The organism is Methylobacterium cerastii (assembly GCF_022179125.1).
GTDB lineage: Bacteria > Pseudomonadota > Alphaproteobacteria > Rhizobiales > Beijerinckiaceae > Methylobacterium > Methylobacterium cerastii.
This window is the reverse complement of the sequence record NZ_BPQG01000004.1, coordinates 219382-245331: the sequence shown is the minus strand read 5'-3', so window position 1 is coordinate 245331 and position 25950 is coordinate 219382. Positions and strand designations below refer to the sequence as shown.

The window sequence follows — 25950 nt, the reverse complement described above, 5'->3', positions numbered from 1 at the left end:
CGCCCCGCACCCCGCCGGGCGCGCGGCCCGGCACCGAGCCGGGCCGGCCCGCGGCCCCGCCCCCCGGCGCGCCGACGCCGCCCGCCGCGCAGCCCAATGCCGGCGAGCGCGCCGCGCCCAACGCGGCACCCGGCGTTCCCGGCCGGCCGGTGCAGCCCCCGGGCGCACGCCCGGCCGAGGGCGGCGCACAGGATCGTGCCGCGCCCCCGGTGACGCCACCGGGCGCTGCGCCCGGCACGCCGCCCGGCCAGCCTGGCGCCGTCGCGCCGAACGCGCGGCCCGGCGTTCCCGGCCGTCCGGTCCAGCCCCCAGGTGAACGTCCGGGTGAAGGCGGCGCACAGGATCGCGTGGCGCCGCCGGCGACGCCGCCGGGCGCTGCACCGGGCACGCCGCCCGGCCGCCCCGGCGATCCGGCCGTGGCGCCGAACGCCGCCCCGGGCGTGCCCGGTCGGCCGGTGCAACCGCCGGGCGCGGGCCAGTTCGCCCCCGGCCAAGGCAATCCGGGACAAGGCAATCCGGGGCAAGTGAATCCCGGGCAGGGCCTTCCCGGCCAGCCGAGCCCCGGCCAGCCGGGGCTTCGCGGCTCCGACACGCAGCCGGGCTACGACCCGCGCGGCGTCCCGACGGGACGCGTCGACGACCGCGGCGGCTTCAACCGGCCCGGGCGCCCCGGCTACATCTCCGGCGGCTTCAACACGGATGACGAGGAGGTGCGCGACTACGACCGCGTGCGCCGCGACCGCCGCGAGTTCAACGAGGACGGGCGGACCTACATCCGCGAGCCCGGCCGCATCATCGTGCGCGACCGCGACAACTACTTCATCCGCCACGACGAGAACGAGCGCTTCCGCGACATCGGCGGGCGCGGCTACCGCAGCGAGCGCCGAGGGCCGGAAACCTACACCTACCTCGATCGCCCCGGCGGCGAGCAGATCGTGACGGTGATCGACGACGACGGCCGTATGCTGCGCCGCTCCCGCCGCTTCCGCGACGGCCGGGAGGTCGTGCTGATCGACAACAGCTACGGCGGCGCCCCGCGCCCGATCTACGAGGACGTGGTCGACCTGCCGCCGCCCGACATCCGCATCCCGCGCGAGCGCTACGTGGTGGATTACGGCGCGTCCGACGAGCGCGCCGTCTACGAGGCCCTGTCGGCCCCGCCGGTGGTGGCGATCGACCGGCGCTACACCCTCGACCAGGTCCGCTACAGCCCGCAGCTGCGCGCCCGCATGCGCAGCGTCGACATCGACACGATCAACTTCGACACCGCGTCGTTCACGGTCACCCCCGACCAGGCGGCCCGGCTCTCCACCATCGCGGCGGCGATCAACCAGGCGATCCGCGCCAACCCGCAGGAGGTCTTCCTGATCGAGGGCTACACCGACGCGGTCGGCGCCGACGTCGACAACCTGTCGCTGTCGGACCGCCGGGCGCAATCGGTCGCCACGGTGCTGACGCAGAACTTCCAGGTGCCGCCGGAGAACCTGACGACGCAGGGCTACGGCGAGCAGTACCTGAAGGTGAACACGCAGAGCGCCTCCCGCGAAAACCGCCGCGTCACGGTCCGCCGCATCACCCCGCTGCTGCAGCAGGGCAACGCGGGCGCCGCGGCTCCGCCGCCGCGGTAGCGGCTCGCCCCGTCTGCCGGCGTTCGGATCGCGCGAAGCACGACGCAGCCCCCTCTCCCGTTCGGGAGAGGGTTGGGGTGAGGGGTCAGGTCGAGCCGAAAAGGGGACGGTCCTGACCTTGGCCCTTGCCCGGATGAGCGACCGTAGTCCCACGATGTTCGACGGCTGCAGCCAACGCGCGGGTCCCCCTCGCCCCGCGGGCGGGGAGAGGCCCGGCTGCGCCCCGTCGTGCAGCCGGGGAGCGGAGGCGAAGCCGAAGCGAGGGTGAGGGGGAATCGACGAATGAGCCTCTTCCGTTCGCGCCCCCTCACCTTCGGCTGCCGCCTCGCTTCGCCGACGACGAGGTCGGCAAAGCCCTCTCCCCGCGCGCGGGGCGAGGGGATGCGCGCCCATCGATCCGCCATAGCTGGGATTCGTGAATGCGGTGGCGTCCGGCTGGATGGTGCTGGCGCGAGCGGTCAAGTCCGTCCGGGAAAGGCACGCCCCTCCCCTTGTCCCGCTCTCGATCGGGCAAGGTGATCGTAAAGCGTGATGTGCTCTTCGGACCCCTACGGGCAGCACCGTCGTCATCCCGGGGCCGCGCAGCGGAGCCCGGGCTCCAGAACCGCAGGACGAGCAGGACTTGGCACCGGCGGCGGTTCTGGATTCCGGGCTCGCCTCCGGCGCCCCGGAATGACGGCGTGGCACAATCTGTGATCGGCCTGCCCGAACGCGAAGGGGGAACCCGCGCGGCGTCCTGCCGGATGGCGAGTCCCGTCGCATGCTTCAGGGGAACGCGTCCTCTGCCTGTCACGACGAAGGTCGGTTTTCCGCGCCCCAGCGGTTGACGGTCGCCGCGTCCAGGCGTCAGGCCTGTGTCGCGAGGACGAGGCCGGGACCGGAAAACGCATGAGCGACGGCGTCGAGCTGATCCGATCGGGCACGCCGGCCTTCCGCCGCACGGCGCTCGCGCTGGCGGCAGCCGGCTTCTCCACCTTCGCCGTGCTCTACTGCGTGCAGCCGCTGCTGCCGGTCTACGCCGACGACTTCGGCGTCTCGCCGGCCGAGAGCAGCCTCGCCCTGTCGCTGCCCTGCGGCGTACTCGCGGTAGCGCTGCTGGTCGTCAGCCCGATCTCGGAGGTCCTGGGCCGCAAGCCGGTGATGCTGGCCTCGCTCTTCGCCTCGGCGATCCTGACGATCGTCGCCGCGATGGTGCCGGGCTGGCACGGGTTCCTGGCGCTCCGCGCGCTCACGGGGCTCGCCGCGAGCGGGCTGCCGGCGGTGGCGATGGCCTATCTTGGCGAGGAGATGGACGCGCGCTCGATCGGCCTGTCGATGGGGCTTTTGGTCGGCGGCAACGCGGTGGGCGGGATGTGCGGCCGGCTCATCGCCGGCATCATCGCCGACCACGCCACGTGGCGGCTCGGCGTCGGCACCATCGGCGTGCTGGCGCTGGCGGCCGCCTTCGCGTTCTGGTGGGCGCTGCCGCCGTCCCGCCGCTTCGTCGCCCACCGGATGCGCTGGCGCGAGGTGCCCGGCACCTTCGGCCAGCACTTCCGCGATCCCGGCCTGCCGTGGCTGTTCTCGGAAGCGTTCCTGCTGATGGGCGGCTTCGTGTGCGTCTACAACTACATCGGCTTCCGCCTGCTCGATCCGCCGTTCTCCCTGAGCCAGACCGCGATCGGCGCGATCTTCGTCGTCTACCTGTTCGGCACGCTGAGCTCGACGCTCACCGGCGAGGTCGCGAGCCGGCTCGGGCGACGCAAGGTGCTGTGGCTGGCGATCACGGTGGCGCTCGCCGGCATCCTGATGACCCTGTCCGAGAACCTGTGGCTGGTGGTGCTCGGCATCGTCGTCACCACCATCGGCTTCTTCGGCGCCCACTCGGTGGCGAGCAGCTGGATCGGCCGGCGCGCCCTGCGGGACCGCGCCCAGGCCTCGTCGGTCTACCTGTGCCTGTACTATCTCGGCTCGTCGGTGCTCGGCACGGCCGGCGGCTGGTTCTTCGCCCATTCCGGCTGGACCGGCGTGGTCGCGTTCGTCGGCGTCCTCTACGGTCTGGCGCTCGCCGTCGCGCTCCGGCTCTCGCGCCTCGCGCCGCTCGCGCCCGCCCCCTGAAGGAGGTCGCCATGACAGGCACCCAACGCCGCCACGAAGACCACGTCGCCGACCGGTTCGGCGCGCAGGCCGCGGCCTACGTCGCCAGCGCGGTCCACGCCGCGGGCGCCGACCTCGACCGCATGGCGCGGCGCCTGCACGGGTCGCGCCCGGCCCGCGCCCTCGACCTCGGCTGCGGCGGCGGCCACGTCGCCTTCGCGATCGCGCCGGAAGCCGGCTCGGTCACGGCCCTCGACCTCTCGCCCGACATGCTCGCCGCGGTGGCGGCGGAAGCCGCGCGGCGCGGGCTCTCCAACATCGCGACCGAGGCCGGATCGGCCGAAGCGCTGCCCTTCCCCGATGCGAGCTTCGATGCGGTCACGACCCGGTTCAGCGCGCATCACTGGCGCGACGTCCGCGCCGGACTCTCCGAGGCGCGGCGCGTCGCCAAACCCGGCGCGCCGACGCTGATCGCCGACGTCGTCGCCCCTGACGACGCGCTCCTCGACACCCACCTCCAGGCGGTGGAGCTGCTGCGCGACCCCTCGCACGTGCGCGACTATTCGGTGCCCGAATGGCTGGGGATGCTCACGGATGCCGGCTTCACCGTCGACAAGGTCACCCACGGCCGCCTGCGCATGGACTTTTCCACCTGGATCGCCCGGATGCGGACGCCCGAGCCGCACGTCGCGGCGATCCGCTCGCTCCAGGCCTCGGCCCCGGACGAGGTCGCCCGGCATTTCGGGATCGAACCGGACGGGAGCTTCTGGATCGACACGGTGCTGATCGAGGCGGCGGCGGTGTAGCGCCCTTCACCCCCAGAGTGCGGCCTCCGGCGGGTGGATCGTGCTGCCCTCGAACACCAGCCCCGGCTCGCGGTCGCGCGCCAACAGCAATGGGCCGTCGAGGTCCACGTATTCGGCGTGGTGGACGAGCAGCATCGCGGGTGCCATGGCGAGCGAGGTGCCGACCATGCAGCCGACCATCAGCGCGAGGCCGCGAGCGCGGGCCTCGTGGGCGAGCATCACGGCTTCGGTGAGCCCGCCGGTCTTGTCGAGCTTGATGTTGATCGCGTCGTAGCGCCCCGCGAGGCGGTCGAGGCCGGCGCGGTCGTGCAGGCTCTCGTCGGCGCAGATCGGGATCGGGCGATCGATCGTCGCGAGCAGCCCGTCGTCGTCGGCCGGCAGCGGCTGCTCGATCAGCGTCACACCGGCGGCGAGGCAGGCGGCGAGGTTGGCCTCCAGCGTCTCGGCCCGCCACGCCTCGTTGGCGTCGACGATCAGGCGGCTGTCCGGCGCGCCGCGTCGGACGGCGGCGATCCGCGCGGGGTCGCCCTCGCCGCCGAGCTTCACCTTGAGCAGCGGCCGGGCCGACGCCTTGCGCGCGGCCTCCTCCATGCTTTCGGGCGAGCCGAGGCTCAGCGTGTAGGCGGTGGTGGCCGGGGCCGGCGCCGTCAGGCCCAGAATCTCCCAGGCGGGGCGCCCCTGCGCCTTGGCCTCGAAATCCAGCAGCGCGCAGTCGAGGGCGTTGCGGGCGGCGCCCGGCTTCATCCGCTCCGTCATCTCGGACCGGGTGAGGCCGGCGGCGATCGCGTCGCCCTGGGCCTCGATCGCGGCGGCGACGCTCTCGACGCTCTCGCCGTAGCGCGGATAAGGCACGCACTCGCCCCAGCCGGCGACCCCGCGCTCCGCGTCGGCGATCCGCGCGGTGACGACCACGGCCTCCGTGCGGCTGCCGCGGCTGATCGTGAACGCGCCGGCGATCGGGAAGCGCTCGATGGCGACGGCGAGCCGCCTCACGGCGCGGTCTCCGGGAACTCGGCGATCAGCCGGTCCACGAGCCCGTCGACGCCGAAGCGCACCGGATCGGTGGCGGGCAGGCCGTACTCGGCGCCGAGCTTGTCCAGCAGCGAGCGGGCGGTGTCCTCCTCCAGCGCCTGGGTGTTCACGGCGATGCCGGTGGGGCGGATGCCGGGATTGGTCAGGCTGCCGAGCTGAATCGTCAGGTCGATCACCTGGCGGATCGAGGGCAGCGGGTGCTGCACGCCGCGCATCGTCGTGCGGCTCGGCTCGTGGCAGACCACGAAGGCGTCGGCCTGCGCCCCGTGCAGCAACCCGAGGCTGACGCCGGCGAAGGACGGGTGGTAGAGCGAGCCCTGGCCCTCGATCAGGTCCCAGTGCTTCGGGTCGGCCGCGGGTGCGATCCACTCGACCGCGCCGGAGATGAAGTCGGCCACAACCGCGTCGATGGCGACGCCCCGGCCGGAGATGAACACCCCGGTCTGGCCGGTGGCGCGAAAATCCGCGTCCATGCCGCGGGCGCGCATGCCTTTCTCCAGCGCCAGCACCGTGTACTTCTTGCCGACCGAGCAATCGGTCCCGACCGCGAGCAGGCGGCGGCCCGGGCGCTTGGTGCCCTTGCCGGTGGCGAAGGTCTCGTCGGTGTGGCGCACGTCGTGGAGCGCCCGGCCGCGGCGTGCGGCCGCCTCGGCGATGGCCGGCACCGCGCCGAGCCGCGCATGCAGGCCGCTGGCGACGTCGAACCCGGCCTCCAGGGCGGCGACGATCTCGGCGACCCAGTGCTCGGGCAGCACGCCGCCGGCGTTGGCGACGCCGATCACCATCGTGCGGCAGCCCTTGGCCAGCGCCTCGTCGAGGGTGAGGTCGGGGATGCCGAGGTCGGCCGCGCAGCCCGGCAGCCGGATCTGGCCGATGCACCATTCGGGGCGCCAGTCGACGATGCCGTAGGCGGTCTTGGCGGCGAGCCGATCGGGCACGTCGCCGAGGAACATCAGATAGGGCGTCTCGATCTGCATCGGCCGTCATCCCTTCGCGCGCGCTGCCGCGGGTCCGGCTTCCTATCGCGGGATCGCGCGCGCGGGGCAATGCACGATCACGGCCAAAGCCCCGTTCGCCGACGGCTTGCCCCCGCCTCGCCCTTGCGAAGGACGCCGTTGTGCGATGTGGTCCCGTGCGAAACGGATGTGGGGCCAGTGGGCATGATGAAAATGTACGGTAACTGGCGCTCGGCCGCCGCCTTCCGGGTGCGGATCGCGCTGAAGCTGAAGGGGCTCGCCTACGAGGAGACCTTCATCGACCTGGACGCGGGCGACCAGCACGCGCCGGAATTCCGCAAGATCAACCCGCAGGGCGCGGTGCCGGCCCTGTTCGACGGCGACGGGCCGCCGCTGACGCAGTCGCTCGCGATCCTCGACTACCTGGAGGAGACCAAGGGCGGCGTCCCCCTGCTGCCGGCCGATCCGCGCGAGCGGGCGCGGGCCCGTTCGTTGGCGCAGCTCGTCGCCTGCGACACCCATCCGCTCTACGTGCCGCGGGTGCGCAATTACCTGATGGAGGCCTACGACCTTCCGAAGGAGCGGATGATGGGCTTCGTCCGCCACGCCTTCGAGACCGGGCTGAAGACCCTCGAGACCCGGCTCTCGACGGAGGACGGCACCGGCCGGTTCAGCCAGGGCGACGCGGTGAGCCATGCCGACCTCTGCCTCGTCAGCCTTTGGGTCGGCACCGCGATCTTCGGGGTCGAGACCGCGCCCTACCCCACCGTGGCGCGCATCGCCGAGACCTGCCTGGCGCTGCCGGCCTTCGCCGAGGCCCATCCCAAGCGCCAGCCCGGCGCGCCGGCGGCCTGAGGCCGCCGCACGCTCGAGGCCGCTCTCGGGTTGAGGCCACTCTCGGGTTGAGGTCCCGCCAAAAATTTTTGATCGCCGCGGCCGGATTACGGCCATCCTCGCATGGTTTAGACCGGTTCCGAGATACCCTGCCCGGGCGGGCGGCACGGTCGGTGCCTGCGCACGGGGGCACCGGGGGCGATGAGGCGGCGCCGGCCGCACCGAGGAGCGACGAGACAGGCATGGTACCGGGCGAGAACGAACAGGGCCTCCACCGCATCGTCGTGGTCGGCGGCGGCGCGGCCGGCCTGCAGCTGGCGACGAAGCTCGGCGACAAGTTCGGGCGCAGCAAGGACGTCCACGTCACCCTCGTCGACCGCGCCCGCACCCACATCTGGAAGCCGCTGCTGCACGAGGTCGCCGCCGGCAGCCTCGACGTCGGCCACCACGCGGTCGACTACCTGCACCACGCGCACCAGCACCATTTCCGCTACCGCATCGGCGAGATGACCGGGCTCGACCGGACCGCGCGCACGATCCAGCTCGCGGCGAGCCACGACGCGGAAGGCCGCGAGATCACGCCGGTTCGCGCGGTCGGCTACGACACGCTGGTCATGGCGGTGGGCTCGACCACCAACGATTTCGGCACGCCTGGCGTGAAGGACCACGCCATCGCGCTGGACACCCAGGATCAGGCGGTGCGCTTCCACCAGCGGCTCGTGAACGGAATGCTGCGGGCCCACACCCAGGTCGGTCCGGTGCGGCCGGGCCAGCTCCACGTCACGGTGATCGGCGCCGGCGCCACCGGCACCGAGCTCGCGGCCGAGTTGCACCGCACCGTCCGCGACGTGGTCTCCACCGGCATGGACCGGATCGATCCGGCCAAGGACCTGAAGATCACCCTGGTCGAGGCGGCCGACCGCATCCTGCCGGCGGTGCCGCCGCGGCTCTCGTCCGAGGTGATGGCGCTGCTCGCCAAGATCGGCGTCGAGGTCCGCGTCCAGGCCCGCGTCACCGAGGTGCGCGCCGACGGCGTTGCGCTGGCCGACGGCTCGTTCATCCCGTCCGAGCTCGTGGTCTGGGCGGCCGGCGTGAAGGCGCCGCCGTTCCTGCAGGGCATCGGCGGCCTGGAGACCACCCGCACCAACCAGCTCGTGGTGACGCCGACGCTGCAGACCACCCACGACCCCGACATCTTCGCGATCGGCGACTGCGCCTACCTCGTCGAGGCCGGCTCCGACCGCCCGGTGCCGCCCCGCGCCCAGGCGGCGCACCAGCAGGCGTCGCACCTGATCAAGCAGATCCCGGCTCGCATCGCCGGGAAGCCGCTGAAGCCGTTCAAGTACCGCGACTTCGGCTCGCTGGTCTCGCTCGGCGAATACTCGACGGTGGGCAGCCTGATGGGCTTCATCCGCGGCAAGAACATGCTCATCGCCGGGCTGTTCGCGCGGATGATGTACCGCTCGCTCTACAAGATGCACGAGCAGGCGCTCCACGGCACGATGAAGACGGCGCTCGACGCCGCCGCCCGCGCGCTCACCCGCCGCACCGAGGCGCGGGTGAAGCTGCACTGAGGGGGCAATCACGCCACTTCATAGGGCACCCCGAACGGATCGTGCGAAGCGCCACGCGGCCCCCTCTCCCGTTCGGGAGAGGGCTGGGGTGAGGGGTGCGTCCTCTCCGGACAATCCTCGCCCCTCACCCTGGCCCTCTCCCGAACGCGAGAGGGGACCCGCGCTTCACCTGCACCACGGGTGGATGTGACGACCTGTGCGGGAGAGAGGTCGGCGCACCAGGACCGCCCCCCCGTTGCCAGCCCCGGCATTCGGTGGTTCCGTGCCGCCGCCGCGCGCGTTCAGACGTGCCGCCAGGGAGAGTTCGTCAGCCATGATCCTCGTCAGCGTGATGTATCCGGCCGGTCCCCGGTTCGACATGGACTACTATCTCGGCCACCACATGCCGCTGGTGCGCGAGCGCTGGTCGCCGATGGGCCTGCATGAGGCCAAGGTCGTGCGCGGCGTCGGTACGCCGGACGGCAAGCCGGCCCCGTTCCAGGTGATGGTGCTGCTGACCTGGGACTCCGCCGACGCCTTCGCCAAGGCCGCCGCCCAGCACGGCCCCGAGATCTTCGGCGACATCCCGAAGTTCACCGACGCCGAGGCCGCGGTGCAGATCAACGAGCTGCCGGAGGCATCCGCGTGATCGACATCGTCCAGGCGGTCCAGGCCGCCGATCCGAGCCTCGGCACCAGGGTCATCGTGCTGCGCTCGGATTCCCGGGCGCTGGCGAGCCCGGAGGCGCTGGTGCCCGAGGCCGAGGCCTGGCTCGCCGAGAACGCGCCAGGCGCCCGGCTGCTGCGCAAGTCGATCCTGCTCGCCCCCTATCCCGGCGGCATGCTGGCCGAGCGCACGGTGACGGTGATGGCGTTCGCGGAGGCCCAGCACCTGGCCGCCTTCGCCACCGCCTGGACGGCCGACCCGGAGCCGGAGGACGACGAGGCCGCGCCGGAGGGCTGAAGGCCCGGGAGCGCCCCGCCCTCCCGCCATGAGGGCCACCGTACTCACACGATTCGGGACGGCCGCGGATCACTCGCGGGCTCCCCTCGCCCCGCGCGCGGGGAGAGGCCCGGCTGCACCTCGTCGTACAGCCGGGGAGCGCAGGCGAAGCCGAAGCGACGGTGAGGGGGCGCGAGCGGAGGAGGCTCCTCCGGCTCGGCCCCCTCACCCTCGGCTGCCGCCTCGCTTCGGCGACGACGAGGTCGCCGAAGCCCTCTCCCCGCAGGCGGGGCGAGGGGATGCGCACACAGCGAACCGCCGGCAGGGATGCCGGAATTCAGTCATTTCGCATCGGACGGATGACACTTCCCCTCACGCCGCCTTAAGCTTGCCCTCACGCCGCCTTGAGCTTGTGGATCGTGCCGAGCACCTCGGCGCGCTGGACCTCGAGGCGGTGGATGAGCGGGCGTAGGTCCGCGTCGCCGTGGGCGGCGGATTCGATCTCGCGGCAGAGGCGCGAGAGGCGGGTGAAGCCGAGCATGCCGGCGGCCGAGACCAGGGCGTGCGCGTCGTGGGCGACCTGGACCCGGTCGGCCTCGGAGCGGAAGCGGTCGCGCAGCTCAGCACCCATCAGGTCGAGGAGCGCCGCCACGCGCTCGGCCCCGAACCCGTCCTTCAGGGCGCCGAACACCGCTCCGTCGAGCACGGTGTTGGAGCCGTCCGTCGCGGCGGAGGCCGGCGCCGGGCGGGCCTCGCGCTGCGGGCCGGTCCAGCGCGCGATGGTGGCGTAGAGGTCGGCGCGGCGGAACGGCTTGCCGACGTGGTCGTCCATGCCGGCCGCGTGCAGGTCGTCGATCTGCTTCGGGAGCACGTTGGCGGTCATCGCGACGATCGGAATCTCGCAGGCCGGCGGCGGCAGCGCGCGGATGTGGCGGGTCGCGGTGAGGCCGTCCATCACCGGCATCTGCACGTCCATCAGGACGAGGTCGTAGCCCCGCCCCCGCGTCAGCGCCGCCTCGACGGCGGCCACCGCCGCCGCGCCGTCCTCGACCACGTCGACGACGTAACCCTGCGCCTCGAGCACCGCGCAGGCGAGCTCCTGGTTGAGCGGAACGTCCTCGGCCAGGAGCAGGCGCACGGGGCCCCCGGCCCTATCCGCGGCGGCCACCGCGGACGGCACCGCCGCGGGGACGGTCTCCTCGCCCGGCGGCAGCGTCAGGGTGAACCAGAAGGTCGAGCCGGCGCCCTCGCGGCTCACCACGCCGATCTCGCCGCCCATCAGCGACAGCAGGTGGCGGCAGATGACGAGGCCGAGGCCGGTGCCGCCGAAGCGGCGGCTGATCGAGCCGTCGACCTGGCTGAAGCGTTTGAACAGCCGGTCCTGCTGCGCCGGGTCGATGCCGATGCCGGTATCGGTGACCTCGAAGCGCAGGTCGTAGCCGCGCGCGCCCGTGCCCTCGCGCGAGACCGCGAGGGTCACCGAGCCGTGGGGCGTAAACTTCACGGCGTTGTTCAGGAGGTTCAGCAGCACCTGGCGCAGGCGGCTCGCGTCGCCGTGGACGAAGGCGGGCAGGTCCGGGTCGATCCGGGTCTCGATCCGCAGGTCGCTCTTCCGGGCGCCGCCCCGGACGATCGAGACGGTGTTGTCGATCACCGAGACCAGCGGGAACGAGACCGGGTCGAGGGTGAGCTGCCCGGCCTCGATCTTGGAAAAGTCGAGGATGTCGTTGACGACGGTCAGGAGCGCGGCGCCCGAGCCCTGGATCAGCTCCAGCCGGTGCCGGTCCTCCGGCCGCAGATGGGTCTCGTCGAGGAGCATGTCGGCGTAGCCGAGGATGCCGTTCAGCGGCGTCCTGATCTCGTGGCTCATCGCCGCGAGGAAGTCGCTCTTGGCCTCGCTCGCCCGCTCGGCCTCGGCGCGCGCCGCCTGCGCCTCGGCGGTGATCGCGCGCAGCGCCGCCTCCGCGGACTTCCGCTCCGTGACGTCGATGTGGAGGCCGACCATGTGGCTGGGCCTGCCGTCCGGACCGAACAGCGGCCGGCCGCGGGCGTAGACCCAGCGCGGCCCGACCCGGAACTCGGCGGTGTAGGTCGAGCGGGTCTCGATCGCGTGGCGAATCGCGTCCCAGACCTCGCCGACCTGCTCGGGGTCGACCAGGGCGGTCCACGCGGCCGTGGTGACGGCGCGCGGATCGCCGTCCTCGGGCAGCCCGTGGATGCGCAGGCTCTCGGGCGAGAGCCGGCACATGCCCGTCTGCATGTCCCAATCCCAGGTTCCGGCGTCGGCCGCCTCCAGCGCGATGCGGAGGAGGCCGCGGGCGTCCTGCTCGGCCATCCGCGCGGCGACGATCTCGTCGATGTCCAGCGCCGTGCCGAGCCATTCGATCACGGTGCCGTCGTCCATCAAGGGGACCGGCGTCATCGACATCTTGTGCCAACGGTAGGCGCCGTCGGCGCGGCGCAGGCGCCACTCGCCGGCATAGGTGGTCTCGCCCGCCTGGGCTGCCCGCCACGCCGCCGCCATGGCCGGGGCGTCGTCGGGATGGTTGCAGCCCACGCGCGCGGCGCGGCCCGAGCCGATCGGCCCGTAATAGGCGTGGAACTGGGGGTTGGCGTAGGTGATCTCGCCGTCGCCCGGGCGCATCGTCCAGACCAGCAGCGGCAGGGTGTCGGCAAGCCCGCGATAGCGGCTCTCGCTGCGGTGGACGTCGGCCTCGGCCCGGCGCCGGTCGGTGACGTCGATCATGACGCCGAACAGGGCGGTGGTCGCGCCGGACGCGTCGGTCTCGCAGGTGCCGCGCACCAGGACGTCGCGCTCGGTGCCGTCCGGTCGCAGGATGCGGGCATCGAAGTCGAAGTTCTGAGCCCCCGCGATCGCGCCGCCCACGGCGGCCACCAGACGCTCCCGGTCGTCCGGGTGGTAGACCTCGGCAAAGGACGAGAGGTGCGGCGGAGGGTTGGCGGGGTCGCGGCCGGCGATCTCGTAGAGGCCGACCGACCAGACCGGCTGGCCGTCTGCCAGGGCGACGCGCCAGTTGCCGACGTGGGCGAGCTGCTCGGCCATGGTCAGCAGGTGGTTGGCGCTGGCGAGCGAGGCGGAGCGCGCCGCGATCTCGTCGGCCTGACGCTCCAACTGCGTCTCGTGCGCGCTCCGCAGGACCATCTCGCGCCCGAGCGCCGTGTTCGCCTCCGACAGGCGCAGGTGCGCGACCACGATCTCGGCGAGCCCCTGCAGCGCCGCGGCGTCCTCGTCCGAGAAGTCACGCAGCCGCGAATCGACGAGGCACAGGGTGCCGACGCGGATGCCGGGGGCGAGGATGAGCGGCGTGCCGGCGTAGAACCGGATGCTGCCCTCCCGGCCGTCCACGAGCGGGCTGCCCCGATAGCGTGGGTCGCGCCGCGCGTCCGGCACGACGTGCACCGCGTCCGACTGGATGGTGGCGTTGCAGAAGCTCTCCTGCCGGGGCATCTCGCCGGGGACCACCACGCACGGCGTCTTCAGCCATTGCCGGTCGGCGTCGATGAAGCCGACGAAGGCGGTCTCGACGTCGAACAGGCGGCGGGCGGTACGGCACACCGCCTCGAAATGGGCCTCCTGCGGCGTGTCGAGGATGCCGAGGGCGTGCAGGACCGCGACGCGCTCGGCTTCGCGCCCCGCGTCCGCCACGTCCCCAAGCCCCTCTGTGCTGCTCACGATCGCGCGCCCCCTGCCGGCATCCCCTCGGGGCGCCGGCCCATGACCTCATCCGGTTCGCGCGCCCCCGCGGCGGCCCAGCGCCGGCGCGCCGCCTCCAGCGCCCACACCATGCCGAGCATCATGTAGACGTGTCGCCACTTCTCGATATCGATCTGCAGCGCCTGAAGGAAGAACATCAGCAGGGCCGGCCAGATCACCTGCGCGTGGGCGCGGAACGGCGAGGCCCGCGCCAGCAGCCGGAACCCGACGAAGCCCGTGGCCGCCACGATCGCCAGGAACACGGCGCCGCCGAGCCAGCCGCCGTTGGCGAAGCTGCCGATGTAGGAGTTGTGCGGCTCCAGCCCGAAGGTCAGGCGCCAGTGCATCGGCCCCATCCCGAGCGGGCGCTCCAGCAGCATCTCCATCCCGCGCAGCTGGTTGCCGAAGCGGCCGGTCTCGCCCTCGTCGTAGTCCTGGCTCACCGCCGCGCGGGTGGCGAACATCTTCTGGACGCTGTCGACCGAGAGCAAGGCCGCCATCGCGACGGCGCCGAGCGCCAGGGTCGCCAGGCTGAGGAGCACGATGCGGCGGCGCAGGCGCGCGGAGCCGCAGGAGGCGTAGACCGAGCCGATCATCAGGAGCGCGGCGACGACGGTACCGCCCCAGGAGCCGCGCGAGAACGACAGGAAGATCCCGACGAGGATGATCAGCAGGCCGGCGAGCGAGAGCACCGGGCGGCGGCTCGTCGCGGTGATGAGCCCGTGCATCAGGTAGAGGGCGCCCAGCGTCAGGAACGAGCCGAACACGTTCGGGTCCTGGAAGGTGCCCGAGGCGCGGTCGTACTTGTAGAACAGGTCCTCGATCCCGAGCCATTGCAGGTAGCCGACGATGCCGAGCACCGCCGAGAACACGCAGCTCGCGGTGTAGGCCTTCAGCGCCAGCTCGACCCGTGCCCGGGTGTCGTCGGAAAAGAACATCACGAAGAACACGCACGTCACCGAGAGGTAGACGAGCTGGATCGTCCAGGTGACCGGAAACTCCTCGTCGAGGAAGGGCAGCAGCCCGACGACGATGGCGCCGAGATAGAGCAGCAGCAGCAGGACCAGCGGGACCGCGCCGCGATGCAGGCGGATGCCGAGGCAGGCCCAGAGCAGGATCGTCGGGATCGCGATGACGTCGTAGGGCGAGGTCTCGGAGAAGGCGAAGCAGGCGAAGAACACGAAGGCCGCGAACAGCGCGCGGGCGAAACCATGGATCACCCGGATCAGCGGGACCCGGTCCGCATACGGCAGGACGAAGCCCGGAACGGCGGTGCTGGCCATGGCTCACGCGGACTCCGCGGGCCTGGAACGCGGGCCCGCACGACGTTCGGCCCTTCATGATCCGGAAAGGTTGAGATTCGGCTGACAAGCCCTCGCTGCCATTCGATGCCGCGATACCGGCCCGCGGGCCGCATCGTCGCCGTGCGGAGACTTGCGCCGCGACTCCGGCCGTCGAAACTGTAGCGTGTCACTTGACAGTTTACGGACGGGATGCCATATCTCGCCTGTCGTCAGACCTGCGATCGGCAGCGAGAGGCTCGTGCCGGGATGATCGTCAGCTTCCGGCACAAGGGTCTCAAGGAGCTGTTCGCGTCCGGCCGTTCCGCCAAGATCGCCGCTCATCTCAAGGCGCGCTGCCTGCGCATCCTGGACGCGCTCGACCAGGCCTCGAAGCCGGCGGACATGAACGTGCCGGGCTACGACTTCCACGCCCTGCACGGGTTCACGCCGACCCGATACACCGTCCACGTGAACGGTCCGTGGTGCATCACGTTCGAGTTCGAGGACGACGACGCCGCGCGCGTCGACTTCGAGCAGTATCATTGACGGTGAGGAGAGGCGATTTGCCCGAGGAATTCGCAGCCAAACGCCCGAACCGGGCCCCCACGCACCCCGGCGCCATCCTGCGGGAGGACGTGCTCCCGGCCCTGGGGATCACGGTTACCCAGCTCGCCAGCCATCTGAAGGTGACCCGCCAGCAGATCCATCGTGTGCTGTCGGAATCGTCCGACGTCTCGCCGGAGATGGCGCATCGGCTGGGCAAGCTCTGCGGCAACGGCCCCCTGCTGTGGAGCCGGATGCAGGAGGCCTACAGCCTCTGGCAGGCGGCGGAACGGCTCGGCCCCGACCTCGCGGAAATCCCGACCCTTGAGGCGAAGCGGGCGGCCTGAAGCAGCCTGCGGGACGATGCCGAGCTACACGCCCAGCATCGAACGACGGTCGGCCTTTTGTGACCCCGAAGGATCGAGATTCGGCCGACGGCGCCGCTCGACCGGAACCGGGCCAGACCGTATCATCGGTACCGGCCATCACCGTATCGAGGACGCGACCCGATGTCGGGCACCACTGTGCCGCTCAACTCCGATCTCGAGGAGCAGCTCGGGCGCATCCACCAGCAGCGGGAAGAGAGCGAGAAGTTCGTCGCCGAGTAGAAGAAGCTGATGGCCGAGTCGATGAAGCTCGAACACGAAGCGCGAAAGCTGGAGCGCGACCGGATGCTCGCCCCCTGGCAGATCGCGCTCTCCGGCATGGCGGCGGACGCGGCGTTCTTCGGCGCCGGCGCCGCCTTCGTCAAGCTGATCGGATCGTGACGCGCGGGTCGGTCACGATCTGGCTTACCTGAGCGTCAGGCGGCGCAATCCAAAAAACCCGCCTTGATCGCCTCGGCGTCGAGCTTGCGCCCGATGAACACCACCCGCGAGGAGCGGTCCTCGCCCGCCTTCCACTCGGCTTGCAGGTCGCCGTCGAGGATCATGTGGACGCCCTGGAAGACGAACCGGTGCGGCTCGTCGGGGAACGAGACGATGCCCTTGCAGCGCAGGATGTCCGGCCCCTGGATCGTGGTGAGGTTCGAGATCCACGGCATGAACTTCTCCGGGTCGACCGGGCCGTCGATGCGGGCCGAGAACGACTGCATGTCGTCGTCGTGGTGATGGTGGTGCCCCTCCTCCAGGAAGTCGGGCTCGAGGTCGAGGATGCGGCCGAGGTCGAAGGCGTTGCGGCCGAGCACCGCGTCGATCGGCACGTCGCAGTTCGTGGTGCGGTGGAGCTTGGCGTAGGGGTTGATGGCGCGGATCTCGCCCTCGACGCGCGCGAGGTCGGCCTCGGAGACGAGGTCGGCCTTGTTGAGCAGGATCACGTCGGCGAAGGCGACCTGGTTCTTCGCCTCGGGCGCGTCCTTCAGGCGCTCGGACAGCCACTTGGCGTCGGCGACCGTCACCACCGCGTCGAGGCGGGCGGCCTCGCCCACGTCCTGGTCGACGAAGAAGGTCTGGGCCACGGGGGCCGGGTCGGCCAGCCCCGTGGTCTCGACGATGATCGCGTCGAACTTGCCGCGCCGCTTCACCAGGCCGTCCATGATGCGGATCAGGTCGCCGCGCACGGTGCAGCAGACGCAGCCGTTGTTCATCTCGAACACTTCCTCGTCGGCGCCGACGACGAGGTCGTTGTCGATGCCGATCTCGCCGAACTCGTTGACGATCACCGCGTAGCGCTTGCCGTGGTTCTCGGTGAGGATGCGGTTGAGCAGCGTCGTCTTGCCGGCGCCGAGGTAGCCGGTCAGGACGGTGACCGGGATCTTCCCGGACGTGGTCGACTCGGACGTCGTCGGCTCGGACGTGGCGGGGCTCTGCGATCCGGACATGGGGCGACTCGTTTTCGGGGGCGGTGACGCGGAGGGCGCCCGGGCGGAGCCGGGCTGCCGACGACCTGTCATATCGTATCATCGGCCCGCGGATGGAAGCACCCGAGCGCGGGCGCGGCGGTCTGGGCGCCCATGTCCGTCGCGAGGGCTCGTCCCTTGAGCGAGGCCGTCCCGTCGCAAGGCTGTCGCGAACGCCTGTCAGGGAGCGCTGGAGACCTGCCGCGTTCGAAGCTGGCGCGCGACGCCCGCCCCGGCGCCGCCGCGGGCCGGTCGATCCTCGTTTGTATCCGAGTCCTTCGTGCCCGATATCCCGAACGTGATCGCCACAGCGCGCCGCAATCGTCCTGCGGCGGCGCCCGACACCGGCGCGGCCATTGTGCGCCCCCGGCGCGCGGGATATCGGCGCTGCAGCAACGCACGCGTCGCCGGACGGCCCTAGGCCCGGCCTGCCTTAGAAAAGCACCATCGATCGGTTCGGTGCGGGGTGACGGGTTCCACCTCCGTCCGATCGCTCCGCCCCTCCCGCGACCACGACCCGAAGACGACAGCGCGATGGACGCCCGCACGCCTCTCGACCCCGACACCGACGCGCCGACGGGCGGGACCCAGCGTCCCCGCCGCCAGGGGCTGCTGCCGATCGCGGTGGTGCTGTCGCTGGTGATCGCCGCCGTCGCCGTGGTGGCGGTGTTCCCGCAGCCGGTGCGCGGCGTGCTCGAATCCGCGGCGACCTCCGTCCGTGGGATGTTCGGCGGGGCGGCGCAGGACGAGACCGCCGAGGCCGAAGCCCCCGCGACCTCCGCCGAGCGGACCTTCCGGCCGACGCAGGAGCAGCGCGCCGCCTTCGAGATCCACCCGGTGGCGACGATGACGTTCCGCCCGGAGGGCTCGGCCGAAGGCCGCATCGCGCTCAACGACGACGACAACGTGCCCGTGGCCTCGCCCTATTCCGGCCGCGTCACCAAGGTGCTTAAGCGCGCCGGCGACGACGTGAAGGCCGGCGAGGTGCTCCTCGTCATCGAGGCCACCGACATGGTCCAGGCCCAGAACGACTACCAGGGGGCGCTCAACACCATCCAGAAGCAGCAGGCGCTGCTCAAGCTCGACCAGACCATCGCCAGCCGGCAGCAGGAGCTGTTCGCGGCCAAGGCGGTGGCCCTGAAGGACTACCAGTCGGCCCAGAACGACGTGATCGCGGCGCAGAGCGACCTGAAGACGGCGCAGGCCTCGCTGGACGCAGTGCGCAACCGCCTGAAGCTGCTCGGCAAGACCGACGCCGAGATCGCCGCCTTCGAGAAGAACGGCACGATGAGCGCCGAGACGCAGATCCAGGCGCCGATCGCCGGGACGATCGTTCAGCGCAAGGTCGGCATCGGGCAGTACCTCACCACGTCGAGCGACCCGGCCTTCGTCATCGGCGACCTCTCGACGGTCTGGCTCATCGCCAACGTGCGCGAGAGCGAGATCCCGAAGATCCGCATCGGCCAGGAGGTCGAGGCGCGGGTCGCCGGCTTCGGCACCCGCGTGTTCAAGGCGCGGGTGAACTACATGGCCTCCAGCCTCGATCCGGCGACGCGCCGCCTCGCCGTGCGCAGCGAGGTCGACAACCCGGACCGGTCGCTGCGGCCGGAGATGTTCGCCACCTTCACCATCGTCACCGGCAAGCCGCAGCCCTCGCCCGCCGTGCCGCTCGCGGCGATCGTCTACGAGGGCGCCAGCGCCCACGTCTGGGTCGCCCGGCCCGACGGCGCCATCGCGGCGCGCGGCGTCACGCTCGGCCTGATCAACGGCGACAACGCGCAGGTGGTGGACGGGCTCGCCGCCGGCGAGGAGGTCGTCACCCGCGGCGCGCTGTTCATCGACCGCGCCGCGTCGGGCGACAAGGCGTCCTGACCGGACGGGAACGGCCGGGGGGCATGACGCGATGAACAGCCTGATCGTCTTCTCTCTGCGCCAGCGCGTGCTGGTGTGCCTCGGCTTCCTGGTGATGCTGGCGCTCGGCTACGCCGCCTACACCCAGCTCAACATCGAGGCCTATCCCGATCCGGTCCCGCCGCTCGTCGACGTGATCACCCAGAATCCCGGCCAGTCGGCCGACGAGATCGAGCGCTACATCACGATCCCGCTGGAGGTGGCGCTCGCCGGCATCCCGAACGCGCAGGTGGTGCGCACGATCTCGCTGTTCGGCCTGTCCGACGTGAAGGTGCAGTTCAACTACGAGTTCACCTACGAGGAGGCCTTGCAGCGGGTGCTCAACCGCCTGTCGCAGGCGCCGCCCCTGCCGAACGGCGCGACGCCGCAGATCTCGCCGACGAGCCCGGTGGGCGAGATCATGCGCTACAAGCTCGTCGGGCCGAAGGGCTTCTCGTCGGCCGAGATGAAGACCCTGCAGGATTGGGTGCTGCAGCGCCGCTTCAAGGCGATTCCGGGCGTCGTCGACGTGACCGCCTTCGGCGGCAAGGCCAAGGAATACGAGATCGCGGTCGACCTCAACCGCCTCCAGGCCCAGGGCATGACCCTGGTGCAGCTCGTCTCGGCCCTCAACAACTCCTCGATCAACGTCGGCGGCCAGACGCTGAACGTCGGCGAGCAGTCGGCCGTGGTCCGCGGCGTCGGCCTGATCCGCGACATGGACGACATCAAGGATACGATGCTGACCCAGGTCGCCGGCACGCCGGTGCTGGTGCGGGACGTGGCGGACGTGCGCGTCTCGAACGCGCCGCGGCTGGGCATCGTCGGTCACGACGGCTCGAACGACATCGTCGAGGGCATCGTCCTGATGAGCCGCGGCGGCCAGAGCCTGCCGACGCTCAAGCGCGTGGAAGCCGAGATCGAGAAGATCAACGCCTCGACGATCCTGCCGCCCGAGGTGAAGATCGAGCGGATCTACGACCGGTCGGGGCTGATCCACACCACCACGCACACGGTGATGCACAACCTCGTCTTCGGCGTGGTTCTGGTCTTCGTGGTGCAGTGGCTGTTCCTCGGCTCGCTTCGAAGCGCGATCATCGTGGCGGCGACCATCCCCTTCGCCCTCGGCTTCGCCATCCTGATCCTGGTGGTGCGCGGCGATTCCGCGAACCTCCTGTCGCTCGGCGCGATCGATTTCGGGCTGATCGTCGACGCCACCGTCATCATGGTCGAGAACGTGTTCCGGCACCTGGCCGAGCCGCACCACTCGGAGGGGCAGCCGGCGCCGGGCGGCCTCACCGGACGGCTCGGCACCATCGCCATCGCCGGCTCCGAGGTGAACCGGGCGATCTTCTTTTCGGCGACGATCATCATCGTCGGCTTCCTGCCGCTGTTCACGATGTCGGGCGTCGAGGGCCACATCTTCGGGCCGATGGCCAAGACCTACGCCTACGCGCTGGTCGGCGGCCTGCTCGCGACCTTCACGGTCTCGCCCGCGCTCTCGGCGGTGATCCTGCCGAAGCACGTGGAGGAGCGCGACACCCTGATCGTGAAGGTGCTGCGCTTCGGCCACGAGATCATCCTCGGCTTCGGCCTGCGCAACCGCATCCTCTCGATCGCGGTGACGGTGGCGATCCTGCTGGTGTCGGGGCTCGTCGCGCGGAACCTCGGCCTCGAGTTCCTGCCCAAGCTCGAGGAGGGCAACCTCTACGTGCGCGGCACGATGCCGGCCTCGATCTCGCTGGAGGCCGGCAACGCCTACGTCGAGCGCCTGCGCAAGATCTTCACCGAGGTGCCCGAGGTCGTCACCGTGATCTCGCACCAGGGCCGGCCGAGCGACGGCACCGACGCCACCGGCTTCTTCAACGTCGAGATCCTGGCGCCGCTGAAGCCGATCGACCAGTGGCGCAAGGGGCTCGACAAGGAACAGCTCATCGCCGGGCTGTCGAAGCGCCTCGACGCGGAGTTCCCCGGCATCGAGTTCAACTTCTCCCAGTACATCGAGGACAACGTCCAGGAGGCGGCCTCGGGGGTGAAGGGCGAGAACTCGGTCAAGGTCTACGGCACGGATCTAGCCGCGATCACCAAGGCGGCCAACGACGTGAAGGCGGTGCTCGCCACCGTCCCCGGCGTCACCGACCTCTCGGTCTTTGCCTCGCTGGGCCAGCCCACGGTGCGGATCGACGTCGACCGCCACAAGGCCGCCCGCTACGGCCTCTCGATCGGCGACGTGAACACCACCATCGCCGCCGCCATCGGCGGACAGACCGCGGGCGACCTCTACGAGTACGGCTCCGACCGGCACTTCCCGATGCGCGTGCGGCTGGCGAAGGAATACCGCTCGTCGCTGGCCACCATCCGCAACATCACCATCGGCGCCGCCAACCCGAACGGCGGCGTGGTGCAGGTGCCGCTCTCCGAGATCGCCGACGTCGACCTCGTCTCGGGCGCGTCGTTCATCTACCGCGAGGACCAGGAGCGCTACATCCCGGTGAAGTTCTCGGTGCGCGGGCGCGACCTCGGCGGCACCGTGCTGGAGGCGCAACGGCGCGTCGCCGACGAGGTGACGCTGCCGGCCGGCTATCACCTCGAATGGGTCGGCCAGTTCACCAACCTGCAGGACGCGGTGACGCGCCTCAGCCTGGTGGTGCCGATCACCCTGGTGCTGATCGCGCTGCTGCTGTTCATCAACTTCAACTCGGTCGCCGACATGCTGCTCGGCCTGTCGGTGATCCCGATGGCGATGATCGGCGGCATCTTCGCGCTGGCGCTCACCGGCACCCCGTTCTCGATCTCGGCGGCGATCGGCTTCATCGCGCTGTTCGGCATCTCGACGATGGAGGGCGTGATCCTGCTCGCCTACTACAACCAGCTGATGGAAGAGGGATGGCCGCGCAAGGAGGCTGTCTGGCACGCCTCGATCGTGCGGATGCGGCCGGTGATGATGACCTGCGTCGCCGCCTGCGTCGGCCTCCTGCCGGCGGCGGTCTCCACCGGCATCGGCTCACAGGTGCAGAAGCCGCTCGCCCTCGTCGTCGTCGGCGGCATCCTGCTCGCGCCCAACCTGATCCTCGTGGTGGTGCCGGTGCTGATCTCGCTGTTCTCCCGCCGCCAGCCGAACCCGCTGGCGACGCCCGTCCTGCACCGGGCGGCGGCGTGATGGCGTCGGCTTCGAAACCCGTGGCGCGGGCACCACAACCCCCGCCCTCCCCGCCCGTCACGGCCAACGCCGCATTGACTCGACGCCCTCCCGCGGCGCTCTACCGGGCGGGGGTTCGCGCGACCGCGCGGGCCGGCACTCGCTGGGGCGCGATGATCGAGACGGCCCTGTACCGGCGATCCGCACGGGCGGCGGCGCTTGCCGCGAGCCTGAGCCTGTCCGCCTGCGCGGTCGGCCCGAACTACATCGCGCCCGAGGATCCGCCGGTCGCCCGCTACACGAAGGAGCCCCTGGCGAACCCGAGCGCGGCCGACAAGGTCGCCACGCGCCAGGGCGGCTCGGCCGACCAGAGCTTCGTCTCGGGCGCCGACATCCCCGGCCAGTGGTGGACGCTGTTCCGCTCCAAGGCGCTGAACCGCCTGGTCGAGGAGGCGCTGGCCAACAACCCGAACCTGGAGGCGGCCCAGGCGAGCCTGCGCATCGCGCAGCAGAACGTGCTCGCGCAGAAGGGCACGCTGTATCCCTCGCTCTCGGCCAACCCGCAGGCGCTGGGCGCGCGGGCGCCGGGGCTCGACCTGCAATCGCCGCTGCAGAACCAGAACAACTACCTCTACAGCCTCTACACGCCGCAGGTGACGGTGGCGTTCAACCCCGACGTGTTCGGCCTCAACCGCCGCACGATCGAGGGGCTGGAGGCGACGGCCGAGAACCAGCGCTTCCAGCTCGAGGCCGCCTACCTCAGCCTCACCGCCAACGTCGTCGCCGCCGCGATCCAGGAGGCCAGCCTCCGCGCCCAGATCGACGCGACGAAGCGGGTGATCCAGGCCCAGACCGAGGTGCTGACCCTCTACAACAAGCAGCTCTCGCTCGGGCAGATCGCCGGCGCCGACGTGATCCAGCAGCAGGCGGCCCTGTCGCTGTCGCAGCAGCTGCTGCCGCCGCTGGAGAAGCAGCTGGCGCAGCAGCGCAACCTCCTGACCGCGCTCGCCGGACGCCTGCCGAGCGAGGAGGTGGCTGAGACCTTCACCCTCTCGGCCCTGCGGCTGCCGACGAAGGTCCCCGTCAGCCTGCCCTCGCGCCTGGTGCAGCAGCGGCCGGACGTGAAGGCGGCCGAGGCCCTGGTGCAGCAGGCCTCGGCCGGCGTCGGCGTCGCGGTGGCGAACAGGCTGCCGCAATTCTCGATCACCGCCGCGGGCGGTTCGAGCGCCGTGCGGTTGGCGCAGATCACCAACCCGGGCGCCGGGTTCTTCACCATCCTCGGGCAAGCCACCGCGCCGATCTTCGACGCCGGCACGCTCTACCGCCGCCAGCGCGCCTCCGAGGAGACCCTGACCCAGGCGCAGGCGCAGTACCGCGCCGTGGTGATCGCCGCGTTCCAGAACGTGGCCGACGCGCTGCGCGCCCTGCAATCGGACGCCGCCGCGGTCGCCGCCGCCTCGGCCGCGGAGAATGCGACGGGCCAGAGCCTCGGCCTGATCCGCAAGCAGTTCTCGGCCGGCGCCGTGAACTCGACGCAGGTGTTGATCGCCCAGCAGGGCTACCTCTCGGCGCTCGTCACATCGGCCGGCGCGCGGGCGACGCAGTACGCCGACACCGCGGCCCTGTTCCAGGCGCTCGGCGGCGGCTGGTGGAACCGCGCCGACGTCGCCCCGCCCCCGCCCGAGACCGACCCGCTGAAGTTCTTGTAAGGCGGCCGCGAGGACGCGGCGCGTTGACGGCCGGGGTGGCGATCGCCATTCTCAGGAGCGAGAGGCTTTGGCATGACCGCTCCCACATCCGTCCTGCACATCCGCGTCGATGACGAGACCGAGGCCGGCGCCGTGGTCGCGCTCGATGCCCTCGGCCTGTCCATGTCGGATGCGGTGCGCCTGGTCCTGCACCGCGTCGCCACGGATCGAGCGCTTCCCTTCGAACTCGGGGTTCCGAACGCCGAGACCCGGGCTGCGATGGAGGAAGCCGAGACCATCGCCCGCCGGCACCGGAGCCGCTTCACGAACGCCGACGCGTTGATCGCCGACCTTGAAGACGCCGGCATCCGCTAGAGCATTTTTCAAGCGAGGTGGATGCCGGCTCGCGTGAAGAAAATGCGACCACACAGCAGGTTAGAGCATTTTCCGTGATCCAGAGATCACGGAAAATGCTCTAAGCGCGCCGCCCCGCCGCGGGCGTCGGACTACACGAAGACCTTCCGCAAGGATTGGGAACGCCTGTCCCGCTCCGGCCGGTACGACATGTCTCGTCTGAAACAGGTCATGCTGCTGCTGATCGCCAACGACGGCCCCCAGGCCCCGAGTGGCTCGATCATCCGTTGAAGGGGAATTGGGCGGGACATCGCGAATGCCACGTCGGCGGCGACTTCCTGCTCGCCTACACGATCGACGACGAACGCGGCTCCGGCCTCGTCGTCTTCGTCCGCGCCGGCACCCATGCGGACCTGTTCGGAGCCTGAACGGATGCCCTGCGCCGGCCTTGGCGGGATGATGCCGCCGCCGCCGGCAGGCCACGTCCGATGTCCGTCCCTCTACGAAGGCCCGCCTCATGAGCTTCACCGCGATCCCGGCCGTGTTCATGCGCGGCGGCACCAGCAAGGCGCTGATGCTGCACCGGCGCGACGTGCCGGCCGACGTCGCGGCCTGGGAACCGCTGTTCCTGTCGGCGATGGGCAGCCCCGATCCGTTCGGGCGCCAGCTCGACGGCATGGGCGGGGGCGTGTCGTCGGTCTCGAAGATCTGCGTCGTCGCGCGCTCGCGCCGCGACGACGCCGACGTGGATTACACCTTCGTCCAGGTGGTGGTGCGCGAGGCGCGGATCGACCTGTCGGGCAATTGCGGCAACATGCTCTCGGCGGTCGGCCCCTTCGCGATCGACGAGGGGCTGGTCTCGGCGCCCGACGGGCCTGTGACGATCCGGATCTTCAACACCAACACGAAGAAGGTCGTCCACGCCGCCTTCGCGGTGGCGGGCGGACGCGCGGTCTACCGCGGCGACCTCGCCATTCCCGGCGTCGCGGGGACGGCCGCGCCGATCCGCCTCGACTTCGTCAATCCCGGCGGCGCCACCACCGGCCGGCTGCTCCCCATCGGCACGGTGCGCGAGCGCCTCGCGGTGGCGGGGCTCGGGCACTTCGACGTCTCGATGGTGGACGCCGCCAACGCCTGCGTCTTCGTGAAGGCCACCGCCCTCGGGCTGACGGGGACCGAGCTGCCGGCGGCGATCGAGGCCGTACCCGGCCTGCTCGACCGTCTCGGCCGCATCCGCCGCGCGGCCTCGGTGGCGATGGGCATCGCCCGCGACGACGCGCACGCGGCCACCATCGTCCATGTCCCCTTCGTCGGCCTGGTGGCGCCGCCGCAGGACGCGGGCACCCTCTCGGGCGAGCGCGTGACCGCCGCCGCGGTCGACCTCACCGCCCGGGTGATCTCGAACGGCGTGCCGCATCAGGCGCTGCCACTCACCGCCACCCTGTGCCTCGCGGTCGCCGCCCGCCTCCCCGGCAGCGTCGTCGCCGAGGTCGCCCGTGAAACCGCCGACACCCTGCGCGTCGGCATGCCCTCAGGCGTCCTCACCGCCGACGCCGACGTGGTCCAGGATGGGGACGGGTTCCGCACGACGCGCGGTTCGTTCTTCCGCACGGCCCGGCCGCTGATGCGGGGGGTGGTGTACGCGTGAAGCGGACAAGACGGCGTCCCTCCAAC

21 protein-coding genes are annotated in these 25950 nt (G+C 71.3%); 16 read left to right on the top strand and 5 right to left on the bottom strand.

The features are described from left to right. The 3 genes from MFF13_RS01835 to MFF13_RS01825 all read left to right on the top strand — a co-directional run. Window positions 1-1628, top strand: a 1628-nt coding sequence (locus MFF13_RS01835) for an OmpA family protein (RefSeq protein WP_238270258.1), incomplete at its 5' end; no start/stop codon positions are given. An 888-nt stretch (window positions 1629-2516) separates the two neighbouring features. After that, window positions 2517-3725, top strand: coding sequence for an MFS transporter (locus tag MFF13_RS01830; protein WP_147762760.1), 1209 nt, complete (start codon window positions 2517-2519; stop codon window positions 3723-3725). 11 nt (window positions 3726-3736) lie between these two features. Further along, a complete protein-coding gene (locus MFF13_RS01825; protein WP_147762761.1) occupies window positions 3737-4510 on the top strand; it encodes a class I SAM-dependent methyltransferase in 774 nt (257 codons plus the stop codon). Window positions 4511-4516: 6 nt separating this feature from the next. Here the strand turns inward: MFF13_RS01825 and dgcA are convergent, their stop codons facing one another. After that, window positions 4517-5503: an N-acetyl-D-Glu racemase DgcA gene (dgcA, locus tag MFF13_RS01820; RefSeq protein WP_147830352.1), complete on the bottom strand. Its 987-nt coding sequence runs from the start codon at window positions 5501-5503 to the stop codon at window positions 4517-4519. After that, the gene (dgcN, locus tag MFF13_RS01815; protein WP_147762763.1) at window positions 5500-6519 is read right to left on the bottom strand and encodes an N-acetyltransferase DgcN; all 1020 of its coding nucleotides are present in this window, start codon (window positions 6517-6519) and stop codon (window positions 5500-5502) included. The genes dgcA and dgcN overlap by 4 nt, the downstream gene beginning before the upstream one ends. A 186-nt stretch (window positions 6520-6705) precedes the next feature. Here dgcN and maiA point away from each other — a divergent pair, with 186 nt between their 5' ends. From maiA to MFF13_RS01795, 4 genes are all read left to right on the top strand, one after another. After that, window positions 6706-7353, top strand: a complete 648-nt coding sequence (maiA, locus tag MFF13_RS01810) for a maleylacetoacetate isomerase (RefSeq protein WP_147752812.1) — start codon at window positions 6706-6708, stop codon at window positions 7351-7353. Between the two features lie 221 nt (window positions 7354-7574). Then, complete coding sequence (locus MFF13_RS01805) at window positions 7575-8906, top strand: NAD(P)/FAD-dependent oxidoreductase (RefSeq protein ID WP_147830353.1); 1332 nt, start codon at window positions 7575-7577, stop codon at window positions 8904-8906. Between the two features lie 313 nt (window positions 8907-9219). Continuing rightward, on the top strand, window positions 9220-9534 hold the full coding sequence (locus MFF13_RS01800; protein WP_238270256.1) for an EthD family reductase: 315 nt from the start codon (window positions 9220-9222) through the stop codon (window positions 9532-9534). After that, window positions 9531-9848: a hypothetical protein gene (locus tag MFF13_RS01795; RefSeq protein WP_238270254.1), complete on the top strand. Its 318-nt coding sequence runs from the start codon at window positions 9531-9533 to the stop codon at window positions 9846-9848. The genes MFF13_RS01800 and MFF13_RS01795 overlap by 4 nt, the downstream gene beginning before the upstream one ends. A gap of 373 nt (window positions 9849-10221) precedes the next feature. On the opposite strand, the gene MFF13_RS01790 is transcribed toward MFF13_RS01795, so the two are convergent. Both MFF13_RS01790 and MFF13_RS01785 read right to left on the bottom strand, forming a co-directional pair. Continuing rightward, window positions 10222-13521 carry a PAS domain-containing protein gene (locus tag MFF13_RS01790; RefSeq protein ID WP_238270252.1) on the bottom strand — a complete coding sequence of 1100 codons (3300 nt, stop codon included), beginning with the start codon at window positions 13519-13521 and terminating at the stop codon, window positions 10222-10224. Then, entirely contained in the window at window positions 13518-14825 is a 1308-nt protein-coding gene (locus MFF13_RS01785; protein WP_147752802.1) for an O-antigen ligase family protein, read from the bottom strand. The genes MFF13_RS01790 and MFF13_RS01785 overlap by 4 nt, the downstream gene beginning before the upstream one ends. A 267-nt stretch (window positions 14826-15092) precedes the next feature. Here MFF13_RS01785 and MFF13_RS01780 point away from each other — a divergent pair, with 267 nt between their 5' ends. The 3 genes from MFF13_RS01780 (at window position 15093) to MFF13_RS26475 (ending at window position 16135) form a co-directional block, all read left to right on the top strand. Then, complete coding sequence (locus MFF13_RS01780; protein ID WP_147762766.1) at window positions 15093-15371, top strand: type II toxin-antitoxin system RelE/ParE family toxin; 279 nt, start codon at window positions 15093-15095, stop codon at window positions 15369-15371. Window positions 15372-15388: 17 nt separating this feature from the next. Then, window positions 15389-15715 (top strand): HigA family addiction module antitoxin, encoded by a 327-nt coding sequence (locus MFF13_RS01775; RefSeq protein ID WP_147762767.1) that lies wholly within the window; start codon window positions 15389-15391, stop codon window positions 15713-15715. Window positions 15716-15985: 270 nt separating this feature from the next. Beyond that, a complete protein-coding gene (locus tag MFF13_RS26475) occupies window positions 15986-16135 on the top strand; it encodes a hypothetical protein (protein ID WP_306422380.1) in 150 nt (49 codons plus the stop codon). A 35-nt stretch (window positions 16136-16170) separates the two neighbouring features. Here MFF13_RS26475 and MFF13_RS01765 read toward each other — a convergent pair whose 3' ends face one another. Next, window positions 16171-17187 (bottom strand): CobW family GTP-binding protein, encoded by a 1017-nt coding sequence (locus MFF13_RS01765; protein ID WP_147762768.1) that lies wholly within the window; start codon window positions 17185-17187, stop codon window positions 16171-16173. Between the two features lie 552 nt (window positions 17188-17739). On the opposite strand from MFF13_RS01765, the gene MFF13_RS01760 reads away from it, so the two are divergent. The 6 genes from MFF13_RS01760 to MFF13_RS01735 all read left to right on the top strand — a co-directional run bounded on the left by MFF13_RS01760 (window position 17740) and on the right by MFF13_RS01735 (window position 25924). Then, window positions 17740-19077, top strand: a complete 1338-nt coding sequence (locus tag MFF13_RS01760) for an efflux RND transporter periplasmic adaptor subunit (protein ID WP_147752798.1) — start codon at window positions 17740-17742, stop codon at window positions 19075-19077. A gap of 31 nt (window positions 19078-19108) precedes the next feature. Further along, entirely contained in the window at window positions 19109-22255 is a 3147-nt protein-coding gene (locus tag MFF13_RS01755) for an efflux RND transporter permease subunit (protein WP_147762769.1), read from the top strand. A 152-nt stretch (window positions 22256-22407) separates the two neighbouring features. Beyond that, window positions 22408-23943, top strand: coding sequence for an efflux transporter outer membrane subunit (locus MFF13_RS01750; RefSeq protein WP_147762770.1), 1536 nt, complete (start codon window positions 22408-22410; stop codon window positions 23941-23943). A gap of 72 nt (window positions 23944-24015) precedes the next feature. Next, window positions 24016-24297 (top strand): type II toxin-antitoxin system RelB/DinJ family antitoxin, encoded by a 282-nt coding sequence (locus tag MFF13_RS01745; protein WP_147762771.1) that lies wholly within the window; start codon window positions 24016-24018, stop codon window positions 24295-24297. Between the two features lie 266 nt (window positions 24298-24563). Continuing rightward, window positions 24564-24704 (top strand): type II toxin-antitoxin system YafQ family toxin, encoded by a 141-nt coding sequence (locus MFF13_RS01740; protein WP_238270250.1) that lies wholly within the window; start codon window positions 24564-24566, stop codon window positions 24702-24704. An 89-nt stretch (window positions 24705-24793) separates the two neighbouring features. Beyond that, complete coding sequence (locus tag MFF13_RS01735) at window positions 24794-25924, top strand: 2-methylaconitate cis-trans isomerase PrpF family protein (protein WP_147814545.1); 1131 nt, start codon at window positions 24794-24796, stop codon at window positions 25922-25924. Window positions 25925-25950: the final 26 nt, after the last annotated feature.

Excerpts from the sequence above, each read along its gene's own strand:
- MFF13_RS01830 (WP_147762760.1), top strand. The coding sequence starts at position 2,517 with ATGAGCGACGGCGTCGAGCTGATCCGATCGGGCACGCCGGCCTTCCGC.
- MFF13_RS01825 (WP_147762761.1), top strand. The coding sequence starts at position 3,737 with ATGACAGGCACCCAACGCCGCCACGAAGACCACGTCGCCGACCGGTTC.
- dgcN (WP_147762763.1), bottom strand. The coding sequence starts at position 6,519 with ATGCAGATCGAGACGCCCTATCTGATGTTCCTCGGCGACGTGCCCGAT.
- maiA (WP_147752812.1), top strand. The coding sequence starts at position 6,706 with ATGAAAATGTACGGTAACTGGCGCTCGGCCGCCGCCTTCCGGGTGCGG.
- MFF13_RS01805 (WP_147830353.1), top strand. The coding sequence starts at position 7,575 with ATGGTACCGGGCGAGAACGAACAGGGCCTCCACCGCATCGTCGTGGTC.
- MFF13_RS01800 (WP_238270256.1), top strand. The coding sequence starts at position 9,220 with ATGATCCTCGTCAGCGTGATGTATCCGGCCGGTCCCCGGTTCGACATG.
- MFF13_RS01785 (WP_147752802.1), bottom strand. The coding sequence starts at position 14,825 with ATGGCCAGCACCGCCGTTCCGGGCTTCGTCCTGCCGTATGCGGACCGG.
- MFF13_RS01780 (WP_147762766.1), top strand. The coding sequence starts at position 15,093 with ATGATCGTCAGCTTCCGGCACAAGGGTCTCAAGGAGCTGTTCGCGTCC.
- MFF13_RS26475 (WP_306422380.1), top strand. The coding sequence starts at position 15,986 with ATGGCCGAGTCGATGAAGCTCGAACACGAAGCGCGAAAGCTGGAGCGC.
- MFF13_RS01765 (WP_147762768.1), bottom strand. The coding sequence starts at position 17,187 with ATGTCCGGATCGCAGAGCCCCGCCACGTCCGAGCCGACGACGTCCGAG.
- MFF13_RS01760 (WP_147752798.1), top strand. The coding sequence starts at position 17,740 with ATGGACGCCCGCACGCCTCTCGACCCCGACACCGACGCGCCGACGGGC.
- MFF13_RS01755 (WP_147762769.1), top strand. The coding sequence starts at position 19,109 with ATGAACAGCCTGATCGTCTTCTCTCTGCGCCAGCGCGTGCTGGTGTGC.
- MFF13_RS01750 (WP_147762770.1), top strand. The coding sequence starts at position 22,408 with ATGATCGAGACGGCCCTGTACCGGCGATCCGCACGGGCGGCGGCGCTT.
- MFF13_RS01745 (WP_147762771.1), top strand. The coding sequence starts at position 24,016 with ATGACCGCTCCCACATCCGTCCTGCACATCCGCGTCGATGACGAGACC.
- MFF13_RS01735 (WP_147814545.1), top strand. The coding sequence starts at position 24,794 with ATGAGCTTCACCGCGATCCCGGCCGTGTTCATGCGCGGCGGCACCAGC.